Source organism: Thalassospira tepidiphila MCCC 1A03514 (assembly GCF_001662875.1).
GTDB lineage: Bacteria > Pseudomonadota > Alphaproteobacteria > Rhodospirillales > Thalassospiraceae > Thalassospira > Thalassospira tepidiphila.
The window spans coordinates 34,091-49,063 of record NZ_JPVZ01000008.1 but is presented as its reverse complement, the minus strand read 5'-3'; the positions used below and the strand labels follow the sequence as shown (position 1 = coordinate 49,063).

Sequence of the window (14,973 nt, the reverse complement as noted above, 5' to 3'; positions counted from 1 at the left end):
GGGTCGCTATGCGGCTCGCAGGCATATGGTTGTCTGTGAGAACATCTTCCAGTGACTGAGGAAGTATGAAGCGCATGCTTTCAAAACTTGTACGTGGCGTCGCATTGACCTCAATGTTCTCGCTTCTGGCCGGTTGCAACCTTGTTGTGATCGATCCGTCGGGCGATATTGCCTCTCAGCAGGCCGACCTTATTATCGTATCAACCATCCTGATGCTGCTGATCATTGTTCCGGTCATGGCATTGACGGTCTTCTTTGCCTGGAAATACCGGCAGGGAAACAAGGATGCGGAATACGATCCCGAATGGCATCATTCCACCAAATTGGAAGTTGTCATCTGGTCTGCCCCGCTGGTGATCATTATTGCCCTTGGCGCGATTACGTGGGTTACGACCCATACGCTTGATCCGTATCGTCCGCTCGACCGTATTGATGCTGAACGTCCACTGCCAAAAGATCATGAGCCGATGGTGATTGAAGTCGTTTCTCTCGATTGGAAATGGCTGTTCCTGTATCCGGAACAGGGCATTGCGACTGTCAACGAACTCGCAGCTCCGGTCGATACGCCAATCCAGTTCAAAATCACCTCTTCGGGAATCATGAACTCGTTCTTCATTCCGGCTCTTGCGGGCCAGATTTATTCGATGGCGGGGATGGAAACAAAACTCCATGCCGTAATCAATGAAGAAGGTGTTTTTGACGGGTTCTCGGGGAACTACAGCGGTGAGGGGTTCTCTCATATGCGCTTTAAGTTCCACGGGCTGAGCCAAGACGGGTTTGATGCCTGGGTCGATAATGTGAAGGCCGATGAAAACCTTTTGGGGCGTTCGCAATATCTTGAGCTTGAAAAACCCAGCATCAAGGAACCGGTTCGGTACTTCAGCTCGGTAGATCCGGAACTTTACAACGCGATCCTCAACATGTGCGTTGACCAGTCGAAAATGTGCATGAACGAGATGATGCATATTGACGAAAATGGTGGCGGCGGTCTGGCCGGTATCAATAACGTCATGTCCTTGACCTATGACGTGCCGCAGATGCGTGGCAGTCAGCCATTGCCCGAAAGCAAGTCCTACGTTGCGACGCTTTGCACTGCACCGGAAGGTGGCTTGGCTGGTGAACTTGCGAACCTGCCGTTGTTTGACAATGAACAGGTCTCGCGTGCCATGAGTGTTGCGCCGTCAGGTGTTTCAACAGGGTTCTGAAGCAGTGCCGGTTGGTAAAAGCCAACCGGCCCTTCGCAGTTTTGGCATCGGCTACGATGCCTGTCTGCATTTGAAAGAAGAGTAATCCGATGTTCTCTAATCCGGACCTTTTACATTTTATATTTGGCCGGCTGTCACTTGATTCACTTCCGTTCCATGAACCGATCCTTGTGGTGACGTTTGCGGCGGTGGTTCTGGGCGGTATCGCTGTTGTCGGCGGTATCACCTATTTCCGCCTCTGGGGATATCTCTGGAACGAGTGGATCACGTCGATTGACCACAAAAAAATCGGCATTATGTACATCATATTGGCGCTTGTCATGCTTTTGCGTGGTTTCTCCGATGCGCTTATGATGCGTGCCCAGCAGGCGATGGCTTTTGGCGGCTCGGAAGGTTTCCTTCCCCCTGATCATTACGATCAGATATTCACCGCCCACGGCGTAATCATGATCTTCTTCGTGGCCATGCCGCTGGTGACGGGGCTTATGAACTTTGTCGTGCCGCTACAAATCGGCGCGCGTGACGTTGCGTTCCCGTTCCTGAATAATTTCAGCTTCTGGATGACCACCTGTGGTGCCGCGCTGATCATGGTGTCGCTGTTTGTCGGTGAGTTCGCGAAAACCGGCTGGCTGGCCTATCCGCCGCTGTCTGACATTGTCTACAGTCCGGGGGTCGGGGTCGATTATTATATCTGGGCCTTGCAGATTGCCGGTGTCGGGACGTTGCTGTCGGGGGTCAATCTGGTTGTGACCATCGTCAAAATGCGCGCACCGGGCATGTCCATGATGAAAATGCCGGTCTTTACCTGGACCGCGCTTTGCACCAACGTTCTGATCGTGGCTGCGTTCCCGGTTCTGACCGCTGTTCTGGTTCTGCTTGGTCTTGACCGCTATGCGGACACCAACTTCTTCACCAACGATCTTGGCGGTAACGCCATGATGTATATCAACCTGATCTGGATTTGGGGGCACCCGGAGGTGTACATCCTGATCCTGCCAGCGTTTGGTGTGTTTTCCGAAGTTGTGTCGACCTTCTGCCGCAAGCGTCTGTTTGGTTATAGCTCGATGGTTTATGCCACCGTGGTTATTACCATCCTGTCCTATATCGTGTGGCTGCACCACTTCTTCACCATGGGGTCCGGGGCAAGTGTGAATGCCTTCTTTGGCATTACCACCATGATCATCTCGATCCCGACCGGTGCGAAAGTCTTCAACTGGATGTTCACGATGTATAAGGGCCGCATCAGTTTTGATGTTCCGATGCTGTGGACCATCGGCTTTATGCTGACCTTTGTGATCGGGGGCATGACGGGTGTTATGCTTGCGGTTCCGCCGGCTGACTTTGTGTTGCATAACAGCCTGTTCCTGATTGCGCATTTCCATAACGTGATTATCGGTGGTGTGGTGTTCGGGATGTTTGCCGGTATCGTTTACTGGTTCCCCAAGGCATTTGGCTTCAAGCTTGATCCGTTCTGGGGCAAAATGTCCTTCTGGCTCTGGCTTGTCGGGTTCTATTTCGCCTTCATGCCGCTTTATGTTCTTGGTCTGATGGGGATTACCCGCCGCATGAGCCAATTTGACGATCCGTCGCTTCAGATCTGGTTCGTGATTGCCGCCTTTGGTGCGCTTCTGATTGCCGGTGGTATCGGTTCGTTCATTCTGTCGATCGTTGTTGCGGTGATCAAACGTGACAAGCTTCGTGATGAAACCGGTGACCCATGGGGGGATGGTCGTACGCTGGAATGGTCGACTTCGTCGCCGCCCCCAGCCTACAACTTTGCCTTTACCCCGGTTGTCCATGATCTTGATGCATGGGCCGACATGAAGAAACGTGGTTATGTCCGTCCGACGGAAGGCTTCCTGGATATCCATATGCCGAAAAATACCGGCGCTGGCTTTATCCTTGCTGCGATCTCGCTCGTTCTTGGCTTTGCACTTGTCTGGCACATCTGGTGGCTTGTTGCGGCAAGCTTCATCGTGCTGATCGTCGGTGCAATTGCCCATACCTTCAACTATGACCGCGATTATCACATCCCGGCATCTGAAGTCGTGGAAACCGAAGACGAACGTACTGCCCTTCTGGCAAAACAGCAGGCGTAAGGGAATGACAATGGCGAATAACACTGCCGCACAGACCGAAATGCCGGTCTTTTACCTGAAAGAAGAGCATCACCCGGAAACCGGGACGATGCTTGGCTTCTGGATCTATCTGATGAGCGATTGCCTCATCTTTGGGATTCTGTTTGCAACCTATGCCGTTATTGGCCAGAACTATGCCGCAGGTCCTTCGCCTGCTGATCTGTTTGATCTCGAACTGGTAGCGATCAACACGTCGATGTTGCTGTTTTCCTCGATCACCTATGGCTTTGCCATGCTGGCGATGGAAAAGGGCAGCATCAAGGGAACGCAGATTTGGCTGGCGATTACCGGCCTGTTTGGCGTCGCGTTCGTGGGGCTGGAAATCTATGAGTTCCATCACCTCTGGAGCCTGGGGGCGACCCCGATGCGCAGTGGTTTCCTCTCGGCGTTCTACACGCTGGTGGCGACCCACGGTTTGCATGTGACCTTTGGCATCATCTGGCTTGTGACCCTGATGGTTCAGGTCGCCCAGCGTGGCCTGATCGTTGAGAACAAGCGCCGTCTGATGTGCCTGTCGATGTTCTGGCACTTCCTTGACGTGATCTGGATCGGTGTCTTCTCCGTTGTTTACCTGCTGGGAGTTCTGGGATGAGCGCACATTCACACGCACATGATGACCATCATGATGGCGGGGCGTCGCATGGCACCTATAAAAGCTATGTGATCGGGTTCGTTCTGTCGGTCATTCTGACCGCGATCCCGTTCTGGCTTGTCATGGACGGTGTTCTGGACAGCAAGGTTGCAACCGCCCTTTGGGTGATGGGACTTGGTGTGATTCAGATCATTGTTCACATGGTCTATTTCCTGCACATGAACACCAAATCCGAAGGTGGCTGGAACTTCCTGGCGCTGATCTTCACCATCGTGATCGTGGCGATTGCCATCGCCGGGTCGCTGTGGGTAATGTATCACCTTAACACCAACATGATGCCGCAGATGGATCACGACATGATCCCGAGCTTCGGCTAGGGACTGCTTGATATGTGAAGGGGGCGCGATACCTTTAGGGGGATCGCGCCCTTTTTGTTTCACCCGATTGCCTATTGAAAGAACCCGGCATGTCCGACGACCATGTTTCCGCTCAAGCAACTGATAACCCGAAAAAGGGCCCCTCGATGACAACCCGAATTGTTGTCCTGATGCTGGCCGCCATATTGTTTTCGGGGTTCTGTGCCCTTGGCTACTGGCAGGTTGAACGTCGGGCCTGGAAGCTTGATCTGATCGAACGGGTCGATGCGCGCGTGCATGGCGATGCGGTTGCCGCACCCGCGCGTGATGACTGGGAAAATGTAACCCGCGCACGCGATGAATATCGCAAGGTCAGTGTGACGGGGGTCTATCGCAACGATCTTGAAACGCAGGTCTATACTGCGACCGATTACGGGGCGGGATATTGGGTTCTGACACCGCTGATGCGGGATGACGGCACGATTGTCATGATCAACCGCGGCTTTGTTCCAACCGAAAAGCGTGCCCCGGACACACGGCCCGAGGGCATGGTCGAGGGCGAGGTTACTGTCACCGGCCTGCTTCGCATCAACGAACCGGTCGGCACCTTCATCCGTGATAACGTGCCGTCCGAGGAACGCTGGTATTCGCGCGATGTAAAAGCGATGGCGACCAAGCGGGGGCTGGATGCCACCAATGTCGCGCCATATTTCATTGACGGTGACGGGGCAGAAAACCCGGCGAAACTGCCGCTTGGTGGGCTGACCAAAATTAGCTTCCCCAACAACCACCTGACATACGCGCTGACATGGTTTGGCTTGGCATTGCTGACACTTGTCGCGGCGTGGATTGTACTACGCCCGCGCAGGAGATCAGATAGCGACGATTGATCCGCTAATTATTCCAGGGTCGACTCGTCAGGCCATGGAATGTCCTTACGCATGGTCGCGCCGCTCCAGTTGATGATGTTGGGCGTGTGTTTGCCAGCATAATGGGCCTTAAGCACCGCATTCAGGTTCGATGGGCGATAAAGGATACGTTCGATTGATCCTTCGTCTGAGTTATCGTGGAGAACACCGGTCGAGATGTTCCAGCGTTCCAACGCACTCACATGAATGGCCTCATTAATCGTCTCAAGACCTTTGGGAATGATGTTGCGGCGATCAAGTTTCGGGCATTTTAGACGCAATTTATCAAGATAGCCTTTTCCTTCTGGCGCGATCTGATTGATCAGCCGCTGGTAGGGATAGAAGTGTGATGAAAAGTACATCTTGGTCCGGCTTTCGTAACCACGTCCATCAACGGCTGGTGAAATCTGTGATTTGAGCGCCGCATTATCAAGCTTGAGACCGGTATGCTTGGCTACCCGCTTTGCCATCCAGTCAAGTGGGATATCTGAAAGTCCGCAATCATCGTAAGACCCGCCAACATTGCTGTGTACGCCGGGGAACCAGACCTGCTCGACAATTTGTTTATCCGGCAATTTGGTGCCCTTTTCCTTGACCCACAGCGTTGGCGAAAAGGCACTGCGTTTCTCGTCAATCGCCATTGCATGCAGGGCAACCCGAACGTGCCCGCCAAGCTCTACGTCATGAAAATGATACTTGGCGGGGATCAGGCGGCGTCCAAGGTCGCCCGGAATGCCAAGCGACCCGACCGTGTCCCAAACGCCGACGCATTCAATTGGCACATCCGGTTGGGTTTCGATATCAAGGGTCGAAATCTTGGTGCGTTTTGCCTCTGGCGATAAATCGGAGCTGGCAATTTTCGCGATATCCGTCTGGAGCGGATGGCCGAGATAGGGTGGTTTCAAAAGACCACAGAGCCCGATCAATCCTGCCAGACTGCGCGCGGTAAAGGCGCCACGCGAAAACCCAAAGATAAAGATCTCGTCACCCGGTTGATAGTTGTTGCCAAGAAAGCGATAGCCATCAACGACGTTTTCCAACAAGCCGTTGCCAAATGCACCACCGCGAATTTTATCGATCACATCGCCGGTCCCGACCCCGCGATCATAAAATACGATCTGCGAAATATCCTTGTCGCTGCTCGGCACCGCACGCAGAAGTTTGACGATGTTGGTTGGTTCGGGCGTGTTGGCAGGTTCCTGCCAGGTGCCGTCGAAAAATACAATCAGTCTGCGTTTGGCCATGTGAAGTCCCCTGTGTGATGTGATGCCGTGCGATCTTCTTCGGATCGTTTCGGGTGTCACTATACAACTCAGGGGTGATTTTATTAAGGGATATTAAATATAATAAAATGCTGCTGATGTGATGTGGTGGTCAGTTCGATGACCGACATCCTACTGACATACAGCTGTCAGGAACCTGTCTGTCATGTGGTTTACATTGTTGGGAAACAAGGGGAAATTGCCGCCGGATTTCAAGCATAAACACGCGCAAACGCAGGAGCCTTAAGAATGCCATCACAGCGGAACTTGACCTTTTATCACGCCGTACCGTCACGCAGCGGTACCGTACATTGGATGTTGCAGGAACTGGGCATTCCGTTTGATGTCAAACTTGTCGACATCCGGGGTGGGGAAGGGCAAACACCGGAATTCCTGGCCCTCAATCCGCTTGGCAAGGTGCCAACCATCACACATGGCGACACGGTGGTAACCGAGGCTGCCGCCATTTGCTGCTATCTGGCCGATCTGTATCCAGAGGCCGGCCTTGCCCCGGCATTGGATGATCCGAAACGCGGTGAATATCTGCGCTGGTTGTTCTTTTCCCCGTCTACCATCGAACCGGCCATGATCGACCGCGTGCGCCAGTACACGGCAGAAGACAGCAGCCAGAATTCCTATCGCGACTGGGAAACACTGGTGCCCATTCTGGTCGATTTTGTTGGCAAGGCCGACCCGTGGCTGATGGGGAAGAGCTTCACCACCGTTGATGTGGTGTTTGGTTCGACCATTCGGTTTGGCTGCATGTTTGGCATTCTGCCGAAATATCCGGAATTCGAGACCTACATCGCCCGGATTGATGCCCGCCCGGCCTATCAGCGTGCACAGGAACTGGATGCACCGCATTTTGCCGCTGCAATGGCGGGTTAATCGTCCTGATCCAATTGTATGAAGAATAAAAGGGCCGGTTCCTGCGCTTTGGAACCGGCCCTTTGGCATTTTATCGGCTTTTGGGCGTGGGCTTAGGGATTTGTATGATCAATCACTTCGCCGCGTGCCGGATAGTTTTTGGCAATCACGAAATCAAGCGCGCCAAGGATCTGATCGAATGCCGGACGGGCAAACGGCATGGTCTGAACAGTCCCGAAATAAAGCGTGCCATCCGGACGCACCAGAAACAGTCCAGGTTCCGAGAAAACAGCCGGTTCTTCATAACCACTCGACGTCACACCGTTGGAGGTCGAGATATAAAGACCCCATTCGCGCGCGTTATCAAAATCAAGGCCATAGCCAAGATCAACGTTCTCAAGCTCCCACTTCGCCTTGGCTTCTGTCGCGCGATCTTCGCCATCGGACGAGACGACAACGACGTTCACGCCGCGCTTGGTAAAGTCTGCCAGCTTGGTATCGAGGTCCTTGAGGTACTTGCCACAGATCGGGCAATGCAGGCCGCGATAGAATACGACCATGGTGAAGTTTTCCGGGCTTTGGTCGGCAAGCGACCATGTGCCGCCACCGACAAGCGGGACGGAAAGTGACGGCACCTTCTGGCGCGGCATCAGCGGGGTAATTGCAGACATTTCGTTCCTCATGACTTGGGTCAGGTTTACTTGAAGGTGATTATGGAACGATCATTCTATAAATCAACAACAAAGAACTGCCATCACTCAACCGTGAAGTCTGTCATGAGGAGAAAATACGAAAATACTAGTCCAGAGCGGCCAGAATGGTTTCGCAATAGTCGGTCAAGGTTTCCTGATCCGCACCACGGCGCGACATCAGTTGAACCCCCTGAAACGAGCCAGCCAAAAAGCGCGCAAGGGCGCGGACATTCTTGCCTTTGGCAATTTTGCCCAGACCAATTGCGCGGTTCAGTGCGGCGGCAAAGGTATCCTCGGCCCGGCGGAATGCCTGATGGGCGATGGCGGCGGTTTCCGGATCGTGCGGGGCAAGCTCCATGCCCGAATTGACCATCAGGCAGCCTTTGTGCCGTCCTTCTGCGGTGCCGGTTTTGGCCGCGTCACGGAATGTCTTTTCAATTGCGGCGCGGCCATCTTCGATGTTGCGCAGATCGGCAAAGCGTTCAGTGCTGATTTTCTGGCTGTAATGATCAAGGACGCGCAGAAACAGTGCCTTCTTGTCGCCAAAGCTTGCATACATGCTCGCCCGGTTCAGGCCGGTTTCATTGACCAGATCCTGAATAGAGGTCGCTTCAAACCCCTTGCTCCAGAAGATGTTCATGGCGTTATCAAGAACGCTTTCTTCATCAAACGCACGTGGCCGTGGCATTGGCAGTTCCTTCGATCAGATCCGTACTTTGGAACGAATGTTCTGTAATTGCTTTGAAGATGGGCCGACTGCGCCGCAAAATCAATAAGAGCTTGTGATTTGCTGGTAAACTTGGGGTTACGACGCGATCCGATCCAGGGTTACAAAGCTGTAATCCGGCCCGTCAGGGTTATCGATCTTCTGACGTGCGGTTTCGCGCCATTGATCGGCGGGCAGCGGATCAAGGAAGGTGTCGCCTTCGATCTCGGCATGGACTTCTGTCAGCTCATAGCGTGTCGTAAACGGCAGGGCGAGGTGATAGATCTGCGCACCGCCGCCAATGATCACTTCATTGACGCCATCCCGCACGACGATTTCGTCCGCCAATTCAATGGCTTCTTCGATAGTGTGACAAACCCTCACATTTTCGTGGTCAAAGGACCAGTCAGTGTCGCGTGTGACAACAATCGATGTGCGTTTGGGAAGGGGACGGCCGATCGCCTCGAACGTCACGCGCCCGATGATCATTGGTTTGCCAAGGGTGAGTGCCTTGAACCGTTTGAGGTCTTCGGGGAGTTCCCATGGCATCCAGCCATCCTTGCCAATCGCGCCATTGGCGGCCGCTGCAACCACGGCAACCCGTTCAATCTTCGGACCCGCCATCAGACAGCAACCTTGCCGGCAATGTGCGGATGCGGGTCATAGCCGGTCAGTTCGAAATCATCATACTTGAAATCAAAGATCGATTTGACCGCCGGGTTGATCTTCATGGTCGGAAGCGGGCGGGTATCACGCGACAGCTGTTCTTCGACCTGATCAAGGTGATTGGTGTAAAGATGCGCATCGCCAAGGGTATGGACAAAATCACCCACGTCCAAATCACAGACCTGCGCGATCATCATGGTCAGCAGCGCATAGGACGCAATGTTGAACGGCACACCCAGGAAGATATCCGCACTGCGCTGATACAGCTGACAGGACAATTTGCCATCAGCCACATAGAACTGGAACAGGCAGTGACACGGCGGCAGTGCCATGTTGGGCACGTCCGCAACGTTCCAAGCCGACACAATCAGGCGGCGGGAATCGGGATTGTTTTTGATCTGGTCAATCAGGCCGGTGATCTGGTCGATGGTTTCGCCATCGGCCCCGCGCCATGAACGCCACTGGCCACCATAAACCGGGCCAAGGTCGCCATTTTCATCAGCCCATTCGTTCCAGATCCGAACGCCATTATCCTGCAGGTATTTGACGTTGGTGTCGCCATCAAGGAACCACAGCAATTCATGAATGATCGATTTCAGATGCAACTTTTTGGTGGTGACCAGCGGGAAACCCTTTGAAAGGTCAAAGCGCATCTGGTGACCAAAGATCGAAACCGTGCCTGTACCCGTCCGGTCTTCCTTGCGCGTGCCGGTGTCACGCACCAGACGCATCAGATCAAGATATTGCTGCATGCTCAGTCCTGCATTTTAAGAATCACTTTTGTCGCAGCATAGTCAGGTCGATGGTCACGGGCAAGCGACGCCATCCGATCTTTGCCGGGCCACTCGTTGAACTGTTTCTGCTGACAGGAGGTGTCAGGAGTGGTCAGGTAAACTTGGGAACAGTGGATATACTCAACTATCTGAATTTTGGGCGCGTTTGGCGCATGGGAGTGTTGATTTTGCAAAAAACTGTTCAGTGGGTTGATTGGGATGGAAACGGTCTTGAGCACTGTGTCTGTCAGTCTGATCCGGACGGGATAGAGCTTGAAGGAGTCGTGGTCGGGACGCGACATGGTCACTATGGCGGGTCTTACCTTGTGGTGACGGATGCCGCGTTTGCCACCCGTGAAGTGAAGGTAAGTTATGTCGGCGGGGCGCAGATGCATGTGACCTCGGACGGCAAGGGAAACTGGTTTGACTGCATTGCAAAGCGGGAATTGCCGTCTTTGGCGGGGTGCTTCGATGTCGATATCGGCATAACGCCCGCGACAAACATGCTTCCGATCAAACGATTAAAACTGGCCGAGGGTGAAGCGCGGGAAATTTCGGCGGCCTATGTCCCGCTTCCAAGCCAGATAGAGGGGGATTTCCTGCCACGTAGCGCGCCACAGCGTTACACCTGTCTGATCCCGGATCTGCGATACCGTTATGAGGGGCTGTTTCGCAATTTCTCAGCAGAGCTTGAGATCGATGATATGGGGCTTGTGATTGATTATCCAGATACCTTCCGTCGGGTGTGATGTCGCCTAAAGCCGGTAATCGAACTTTGCCGGACCCTGAAATGTTCCCGCAAAAATCAAAAAAAGATTTCCCGATTCCCCTTGTGAAAAGGGGGACGTTTGCCCTATATAGGGGCTGTCGGGGCAACCCGACTACGGCGCTAAACTGCGTGACAGAATAGGCTTTACGGACCCGGGGGCGGTACCCGGCGGCTCCACCAAATTTATCGGTTGTCCGACTCAGACAATCTTCGTGGGGCCGAAATAGGATCGACGTGAGCAGTAAAAGTCAATGTGGGCGCTCGGCATGGTACCACCGCATCGGGCCAATGTTTGTAAATGCAAACGACAACAATGCTCCGGTTGCTGTTGCCGCCTAAGCGGTACTAGCACCAAAGCGAAATTCCGATTGCCGGGAGCGGTAATTTGGTGGGGGACGGGGCACCTAGCAACAGAACGCCCCACTCTTGTATTTCTTTCCCGCTTCGTTATGAATAGAGTGATTATCAAACACGCCAAGATGTAATTGGCGTGCAGAGATGCTATATGACAATGACGGGACGCGCTGGACATTGCCGGTGGTTCCGCCAGATACAGGATTACTGATGCAAGAACCGGAAGAATTCCGCTACGATCTTATGGTCGACCAGGCGCTGCGCGGTGTGGTGAAAGATATCCTCGCGCGTGTGGCCGAAGAGGGCCTTTTCGGAGAGCATCACTATTACATCACGTTCCAGACCAACCATCCCGGTGTGGCCCTGCCTGAAAGTCAGCGCAAGGCACATCCAGACAACATCACGGTTGTGTTGCAACACCGGTTCTGGGATCTGAAATCCGAAGATGATCACTTCTCGGTCGGAATGAGCTTTGATGGCATGCCGACCACGGTTGTAGTGCCCTATGACGCGATGCTGGCCTTTGTCGATCCGTCTGCGAACTTCATGCTGACATTCAGCGTCGAAGAAGAAATGGATGACGCAGATTTCGACTATGACGAAGATGATGATCTTGATGCCGATCTGATTGAGGGCGAAGACGGTGCGCCGACGCTTGTTACCGAGCCATCCAAATCGCGCAAAAAACCCAAGCCGGATGCAAATGAAACCGGCGAGGTCATCGCACTTGATGCGTTTCGCAAGAAATAGAAGATTTACAGGGCGGGCTTGATCCGCCCTTTTTCTTTGCCTGATCCCCGTTGATGTTTCCCGCGTCCGGGGCAGGGCGTATTACGCTAATGTATCGTGGCAATTTGATCCATTTGGCGCTAAAACCAGCCACACAAAGAACAAACCCACCTTGTTTTTGAGAGAGACGAGAACCTTCCGATGAGTGATTTTGTCTATAAACCCATGTTTGAGCAGGGGAAGGACACCACCCCTTACCGCAAGATCGGGGACGAGGGTGTTTCGACCGTTGACGTCAATGGCGAGACCTATTTGAAAGTCGAGCCCGAGGCGATCGAGAAACTGACCCTTCAGGCGTTCTTTGATTGCTCGCACCTTTTGCGTCCGGGGCATCTCGAACAGTTGCGCAAAATCCTTGATGACGAAGAAGCCACCCCGAATGACAAATTCGTGGCGATGGATCTTTTGAAAAACGCCTCCATCGCATCGGGCGGCGTTTTGCCGATGTGTCAGGATACCGGTACGGCCATCGTCATGGGTAAACGCGGTGGCAAGGTCATCACCGATGGTTCCGATGAAGAAGCCCTGTCGAAGGGCATCTGGCAGGCCTATCAGAAACACAATCTGCGCTTCTCCCAAGTATCGCCGAAAAATATGTTCGAGGAAAAGAATACCGGCTCGAACCTTCCGGCACAGATTGATCTCTATGCGACCAAGGGCGATGAATACAAATTCATGTTCATGGCCAAGGGTGGCGGGTCTGCCAACAAGACCTTCCTGTTCCAGCAGACCAAGGCACTGCTGAACCCGGAAAGCCTGCGCAAGTTTCTCGATGAAAAAATCCGTACGCTCGGCACCTCTGCCTGCCCGCCATACCACCTGGCGGTTGTCATTGGTGGTACGTCTGCCGAGGCGTGTCTGAAGACCGTGAAAATGGCATCGGCGCGTTATTACGATAACCTTCCGACCGAAGGTGGCGATCATGGTCAGGCCTATCGCGATCTGGAATGGGAGCAGAAGATCCTTGAGATGACCCGAGAAATGGGCATCGGCGCGCAGTTTGGCGGCAAGTATTTCTGCCACGATGTGCGCGTGATCCGTCTGCCGCGTCATGGTGCAAGCTGCCCGGTTGGTCTGGGCGTGTCGTGCTCTGCCGACCGTCAGATCCTGGGTAAAATCACCAAGGACGGTATCTTTATCGAAGATCTCGAACATGATCCGGCGAAATACCTGCCCCACGTCACCGACGAGCATCTTGATGACGAAGTGGTCAAGGTCGAACTGAACCGTCCGATGGATGAAATCCGCAAGCAGCTGTCGCAATATCCGGTCAAAACCCGTCTGTCGCTGACCGGGACCGTGATTGTGGCCCGTGACATCGCGCATGCCAAAATCAAGGAACGTCTTGATGCCGGCGAAGAGATGCCGGAATACCTTAAAAACCATCCGGTTTATTATGCGGGCCCTGCCAAAACGCCGGAAGGCATGCCGTCTGGTTCATTCGGCCCGACCACGGCCGGGCGTATGGATGCCTATGTTGAACAGTTCCAGGCCGCTGGCGGCTCGTTCGTGATGCTGGCCAAGGGTAACCGTTCAAAGGCGGTCAAGGATGCCTGTGCCAAATATGGCGGGTTCTATCTTGGCTCCATCGGTGGTCCGGCCGCCCGTCTGGCGCAGGATTGCATCAAGAAGGTCGATGTTCACGAATATCCGGAACTTGGCATGGAAGCCGTCTGGAAGATCGAAGTCGAAGACTTCCCGGCCTTCATCGTCATTGATGACAAGGGCAACGATTTCTTTGCCGAATTCGGCATCTGATCAGAAATCAGTTCTCTGAATATGCAAACGGCGCGGGGGAAACCTTGCGCCGTTTTTGCTTTGCATAGCTGACCTCAGGTCAAAGGGGTTGCTGCGGTGCGCAAGAAATGCTCTGATTTGGGCAAAATTAACCCCTTACTGGATAACCTGTTATGTCTGAAACTTCCGCGCTCTATGCCACCGGTGCGACGGAAAGCCGACTGGTTGGTGTGACCGCCGCACTTGCGACGGTTTGCATCTGGGCCGGTTGGCTGATTGCCACCCGCTATGCCATGACTTCAAGCTTTACTGCTGTTGATATTGGCCTGATGCGTTTTGTTGTGCCTTTTGTCCTGCTTGCCCCGATCTGGATAAGAAAAGGCATCTGGCCAAAGGGCCTTTCCATGACCAACGGGCTTTTGATGATCGTTGGTTCCGGCGCGTTTTATACCCTGATGGTTGCAAGCGCCCTTGAGTTTGTCCCGGCAAGCCATGTTGGAATTCTTTTGCCTGGTGTCATGGCCGTCTGGGCGGTTCTGATTGCCATGCTTCTGTTTGGTGAACGTCCGGGCAAGGTCCGCATCGTTGGCTATGCCGCCGTGGTGATTGGCGTGGCCTCCCTGGTGGCGCTCAAACCGGCCGGTGTGATCAGTGATGACATGCTGATGGGCTATGGCCTTGTGTCGGCCGGGGCCTTTATGTGGGCGTGCTACACCCATGCCATGCGTCAAAGCGGCCTTGGCGCGCTCGAAGCCGCATCGTTTGTCGGTTTCTGGTCGTTTGTAGTGATGGCGATTATCGCGCTGTTTACCGGCACCACGATTGGCGATGCCCCGATGGGGGATATCATGATGTTGCTCACAGCGCAGGGTCTTCTGGCCGGATGTGTTGCCGTAATTACCTATGGCCTTGCCGTGCGCCATATCGGAACGACCGGTGCATCTGCCTTTGGCGCGATGACCCCGGCCCTGACCGCACTTGGCGGTGTGATCCTGTTGGGAGAACCGGGCAACCTGGCACTGGTTCTGGCAGTGGTTCTGGTGATCCTTGGCGTGATGACGGCGTCTGGTGTGTTTCGTCGCGTACGAATTTAGGCCCGGGAACTGATTGTTTTTCAATCAGGGCATTTTCACCATCTGATGAACATCAATTAAGTGTG

Annotated in this window: 15 protein-coding genes and 1 other RNA gene; 11 read left to right on the top strand and 5 right to left on the bottom strand. The window is 53.8% G+C overall.

Annotation, left to right across the window (positions count from 1 at the left end; genetic code table 11):
• Nucleotides 1-74 precede the first annotated feature (74 nt).
• From cyoA to TH4_RS16040, 5 genes are all read left to right on the top strand, one after another.
• The gene (gene cyoA, locus TH4_RS16060; protein ID WP_165374901.1) at nt 75-1,205 is read left to right on the top strand and encodes a ubiquinol oxidase subunit II; all 1,131 of its coding nucleotides are present in this window, start codon (nt 75-77) and stop codon (nt 1,203-1,205) included.
• Nucleotides 1,206-1,294: 89 nt separating this feature from the next.
• Nucleotides 1,295-3,304, top strand: a complete 2,010-nt coding sequence (cyoB, locus tag TH4_RS16055) for a cytochrome o ubiquinol oxidase subunit I (protein WP_008892052.1) — start codon at nt 1,295-1,297, stop codon at nt 3,302-3,304.
• Nucleotides 3,305-3,314: 10 nt separating this feature from the next.
• Entirely contained in the window at nt 3,315-3,935 is a 621-nt protein-coding gene (cyoC, locus tag TH4_RS16050; RefSeq protein WP_008892053.1) for a cytochrome o ubiquinol oxidase subunit III, read from the top strand.
• Nucleotides 3,932-4,312, top strand: coding sequence for a cytochrome o ubiquinol oxidase subunit IV (locus tag TH4_RS16045; protein WP_008892054.1), 381 nt, complete (start codon nt 3,932-3,934; stop codon nt 4,310-4,312). Before cyoC ends, TH4_RS16045 begins: the two co-directional genes overlap by 4 nt.
• Before the next feature lie 146 nt (nt 4,313-4,458).
• Nucleotides 4,459-5,181 carry an SURF1 family protein gene (locus tag TH4_RS16040; protein WP_083997151.1) on the top strand — a complete coding sequence of 241 codons (723 nt, stop codon included), beginning with the start codon at nt 4,459-4,461 and terminating at the stop codon, nt 5,179-5,181.
• A gap of 8 nt (nt 5,182-5,189) precedes the next feature.
• Here the strand turns inward: TH4_RS16040 and TH4_RS16035 are convergent, their stop codons facing one another.
• On the bottom strand, nt 5,190-6,443 hold the full coding sequence (locus TH4_RS16035) for a DUF2235 domain-containing protein (RefSeq protein WP_064781916.1): 1,254 nt from the start codon (nt 6,441-6,443) through the stop codon (nt 5,190-5,192).
• A 267-nt stretch (nt 6,444-6,710) separates the two neighbouring features.
• Between TH4_RS16035 and TH4_RS16030 the strand changes: the two genes are divergently transcribed.
• Complete coding sequence (locus tag TH4_RS16030; RefSeq protein ID WP_064781915.1) at nt 6,711-7,349, top strand: glutathione S-transferase family protein; 639 nt, start codon at nt 6,711-6,713, stop codon at nt 7,347-7,349.
• A 92-nt stretch (nt 7,350-7,441) separates the two neighbouring features.
• On the opposite strand, the gene TH4_RS16025 is transcribed toward TH4_RS16030, so the two are convergent.
• The 4 genes from TH4_RS16025 to TH4_RS16010 form a co-directional block, all read right to left on the bottom strand.
• Nucleotides 7,442-7,999, bottom strand: a complete 558-nt coding sequence (locus tag TH4_RS16025) for a peroxiredoxin-like family protein (protein WP_064781990.1) — start codon at nt 7,997-7,999, stop codon at nt 7,442-7,444.
• 127 nt (nt 8,000-8,126) lie between these two features.
• Complete coding sequence (locus tag TH4_RS16020) at nt 8,127-8,708, bottom strand: TetR/AcrR family transcriptional regulator (RefSeq protein ID WP_064781914.1); 582 nt, start codon at nt 8,706-8,708, stop codon at nt 8,127-8,129.
• 117 nt (nt 8,709-8,825) lie between these two features.
• Nucleotides 8,826-9,350 (bottom strand): dihydrofolate reductase, encoded by a 525-nt coding sequence (locus tag TH4_RS16015; RefSeq protein ID WP_064781913.1) that lies wholly within the window; start codon nt 9,348-9,350, stop codon nt 8,826-8,828.
• Nucleotides 9,350-10,144 (bottom strand): thymidylate synthase, encoded by a 795-nt coding sequence (locus TH4_RS16010; protein ID WP_064781912.1) that lies wholly within the window; start codon nt 10,142-10,144, stop codon nt 9,350-9,352. The genes TH4_RS16015 and TH4_RS16010 overlap by 1 nt, the downstream gene beginning before the upstream one ends.
• A 209-nt stretch (nt 10,145-10,353) precedes the next feature.
• On the opposite strand from TH4_RS16010, the gene TH4_RS16005 reads away from it, so the two are divergent.
• The 5 genes from TH4_RS16005 to TH4_RS15985 all read left to right on the top strand — a co-directional run bounded on the left by TH4_RS16005 (nt 10,354) and on the right by TH4_RS15985 (nt 14,908).
• Nucleotides 10,354-10,914 (top strand): putative glycolipid-binding domain-containing protein, encoded by a 561-nt coding sequence (locus TH4_RS16005; protein WP_245227952.1) that lies wholly within the window; start codon nt 10,354-10,356, stop codon nt 10,912-10,914.
• A 78-nt stretch (nt 10,915-10,992) separates the two neighbouring features.
• Nucleotides 10,993-11,359: a transfer-messenger RNA gene (gene ssrA, locus TH4_RS16000) on the top strand.
• A 139-nt stretch (nt 11,360-11,498) separates the two neighbouring features.
• Nucleotides 11,499-12,038 (top strand): SspB family protein, encoded by a 540-nt coding sequence (locus TH4_RS15995; RefSeq protein WP_008892065.1) that lies wholly within the window; start codon nt 11,499-11,501, stop codon nt 12,036-12,038.
• A gap of 180 nt (nt 12,039-12,218) precedes the next feature.
• Nucleotides 12,219-13,835 carry a fumarate hydratase gene (locus TH4_RS15990; protein ID WP_064781911.1) on the top strand — a complete coding sequence of 539 codons (1,617 nt, stop codon included), beginning with the start codon at nt 12,219-12,221 and terminating at the stop codon, nt 13,833-13,835.
• A 152-nt stretch (nt 13,836-13,987) separates the two neighbouring features.
• Nucleotides 13,988-14,908, top strand: a complete 921-nt coding sequence (locus tag TH4_RS15985; RefSeq protein WP_064781910.1) for a DMT family transporter — start codon at nt 13,988-13,990, stop codon at nt 14,906-14,908.
• Nucleotides 14,909-14,973: the final 65 nt, after the last annotated feature.

Excerpts from the sequence above, each read along its gene's own strand:
- cyoA (WP_165374901.1), top strand. The coding sequence starts at position 75 with ATGCTTTCAAAACTTGTACGTGGCGTCGCATTGACCTCAATGTTCTCG.
- cyoB (WP_008892052.1), top strand. The coding sequence starts at position 1,295 with ATGTTCTCTAATCCGGACCTTTTACATTTTATATTTGGCCGGCTGTCA.
- cyoC (WP_008892053.1), top strand. The coding sequence starts at position 3,315 with ATGGCGAATAACACTGCCGCACAGACCGAAATGCCGGTCTTTTACCTG.
- TH4_RS16045 (WP_008892054.1), top strand. The coding sequence starts at position 3,932 with ATGAGCGCACATTCACACGCACATGATGACCATCATGATGGCGGGGCG.
- TH4_RS16040 (WP_083997151.1), top strand. The coding sequence starts at position 4,459 with ATGACAACCCGAATTGTTGTCCTGATGCTGGCCGCCATATTGTTTTCG.
- TH4_RS16035 (WP_064781916.1), bottom strand. The coding sequence starts at position 6,443 with ATGGCCAAACGCAGACTGATTGTATTTTTCGACGGCACCTGGCAGGAA.
- TH4_RS16030 (WP_064781915.1), top strand. The coding sequence starts at position 6,711 with ATGCCATCACAGCGGAACTTGACCTTTTATCACGCCGTACCGTCACGC.
- TH4_RS16025 (WP_064781990.1), bottom strand. The coding sequence starts at position 7,999 with ATGTCTGCAATTACCCCGCTGATGCCGCGCCAGAAGGTGCCGTCACTT.
- TH4_RS16020 (WP_064781914.1), bottom strand. The coding sequence starts at position 8,708 with ATGCCACGGCCACGTGCGTTTGATGAAGAAAGCGTTCTTGATAACGCC.
- TH4_RS16015 (WP_064781913.1), bottom strand. The coding sequence starts at position 9,350 with ATGGCGGGTCCGAAGATTGAACGGGTTGCCGTGGTTGCAGCGGCCGCC.
- TH4_RS16010 (WP_064781912.1), bottom strand. The coding sequence starts at position 10,144 with ATGCAGCAATATCTTGATCTGATGCGTCTGGTGCGTGACACCGGCACG.
- TH4_RS15995 (WP_008892065.1), top strand. The coding sequence starts at position 11,499 with ATGCAAGAACCGGAAGAATTCCGCTACGATCTTATGGTCGACCAGGCG.
- TH4_RS15990 (WP_064781911.1), top strand. The coding sequence starts at position 12,219 with ATGAGTGATTTTGTCTATAAACCCATGTTTGAGCAGGGGAAGGACACC.
- TH4_RS15985 (WP_064781910.1), top strand. The coding sequence starts at position 13,988 with ATGTCTGAAACTTCCGCGCTCTATGCCACCGGTGCGACGGAAAGCCGA.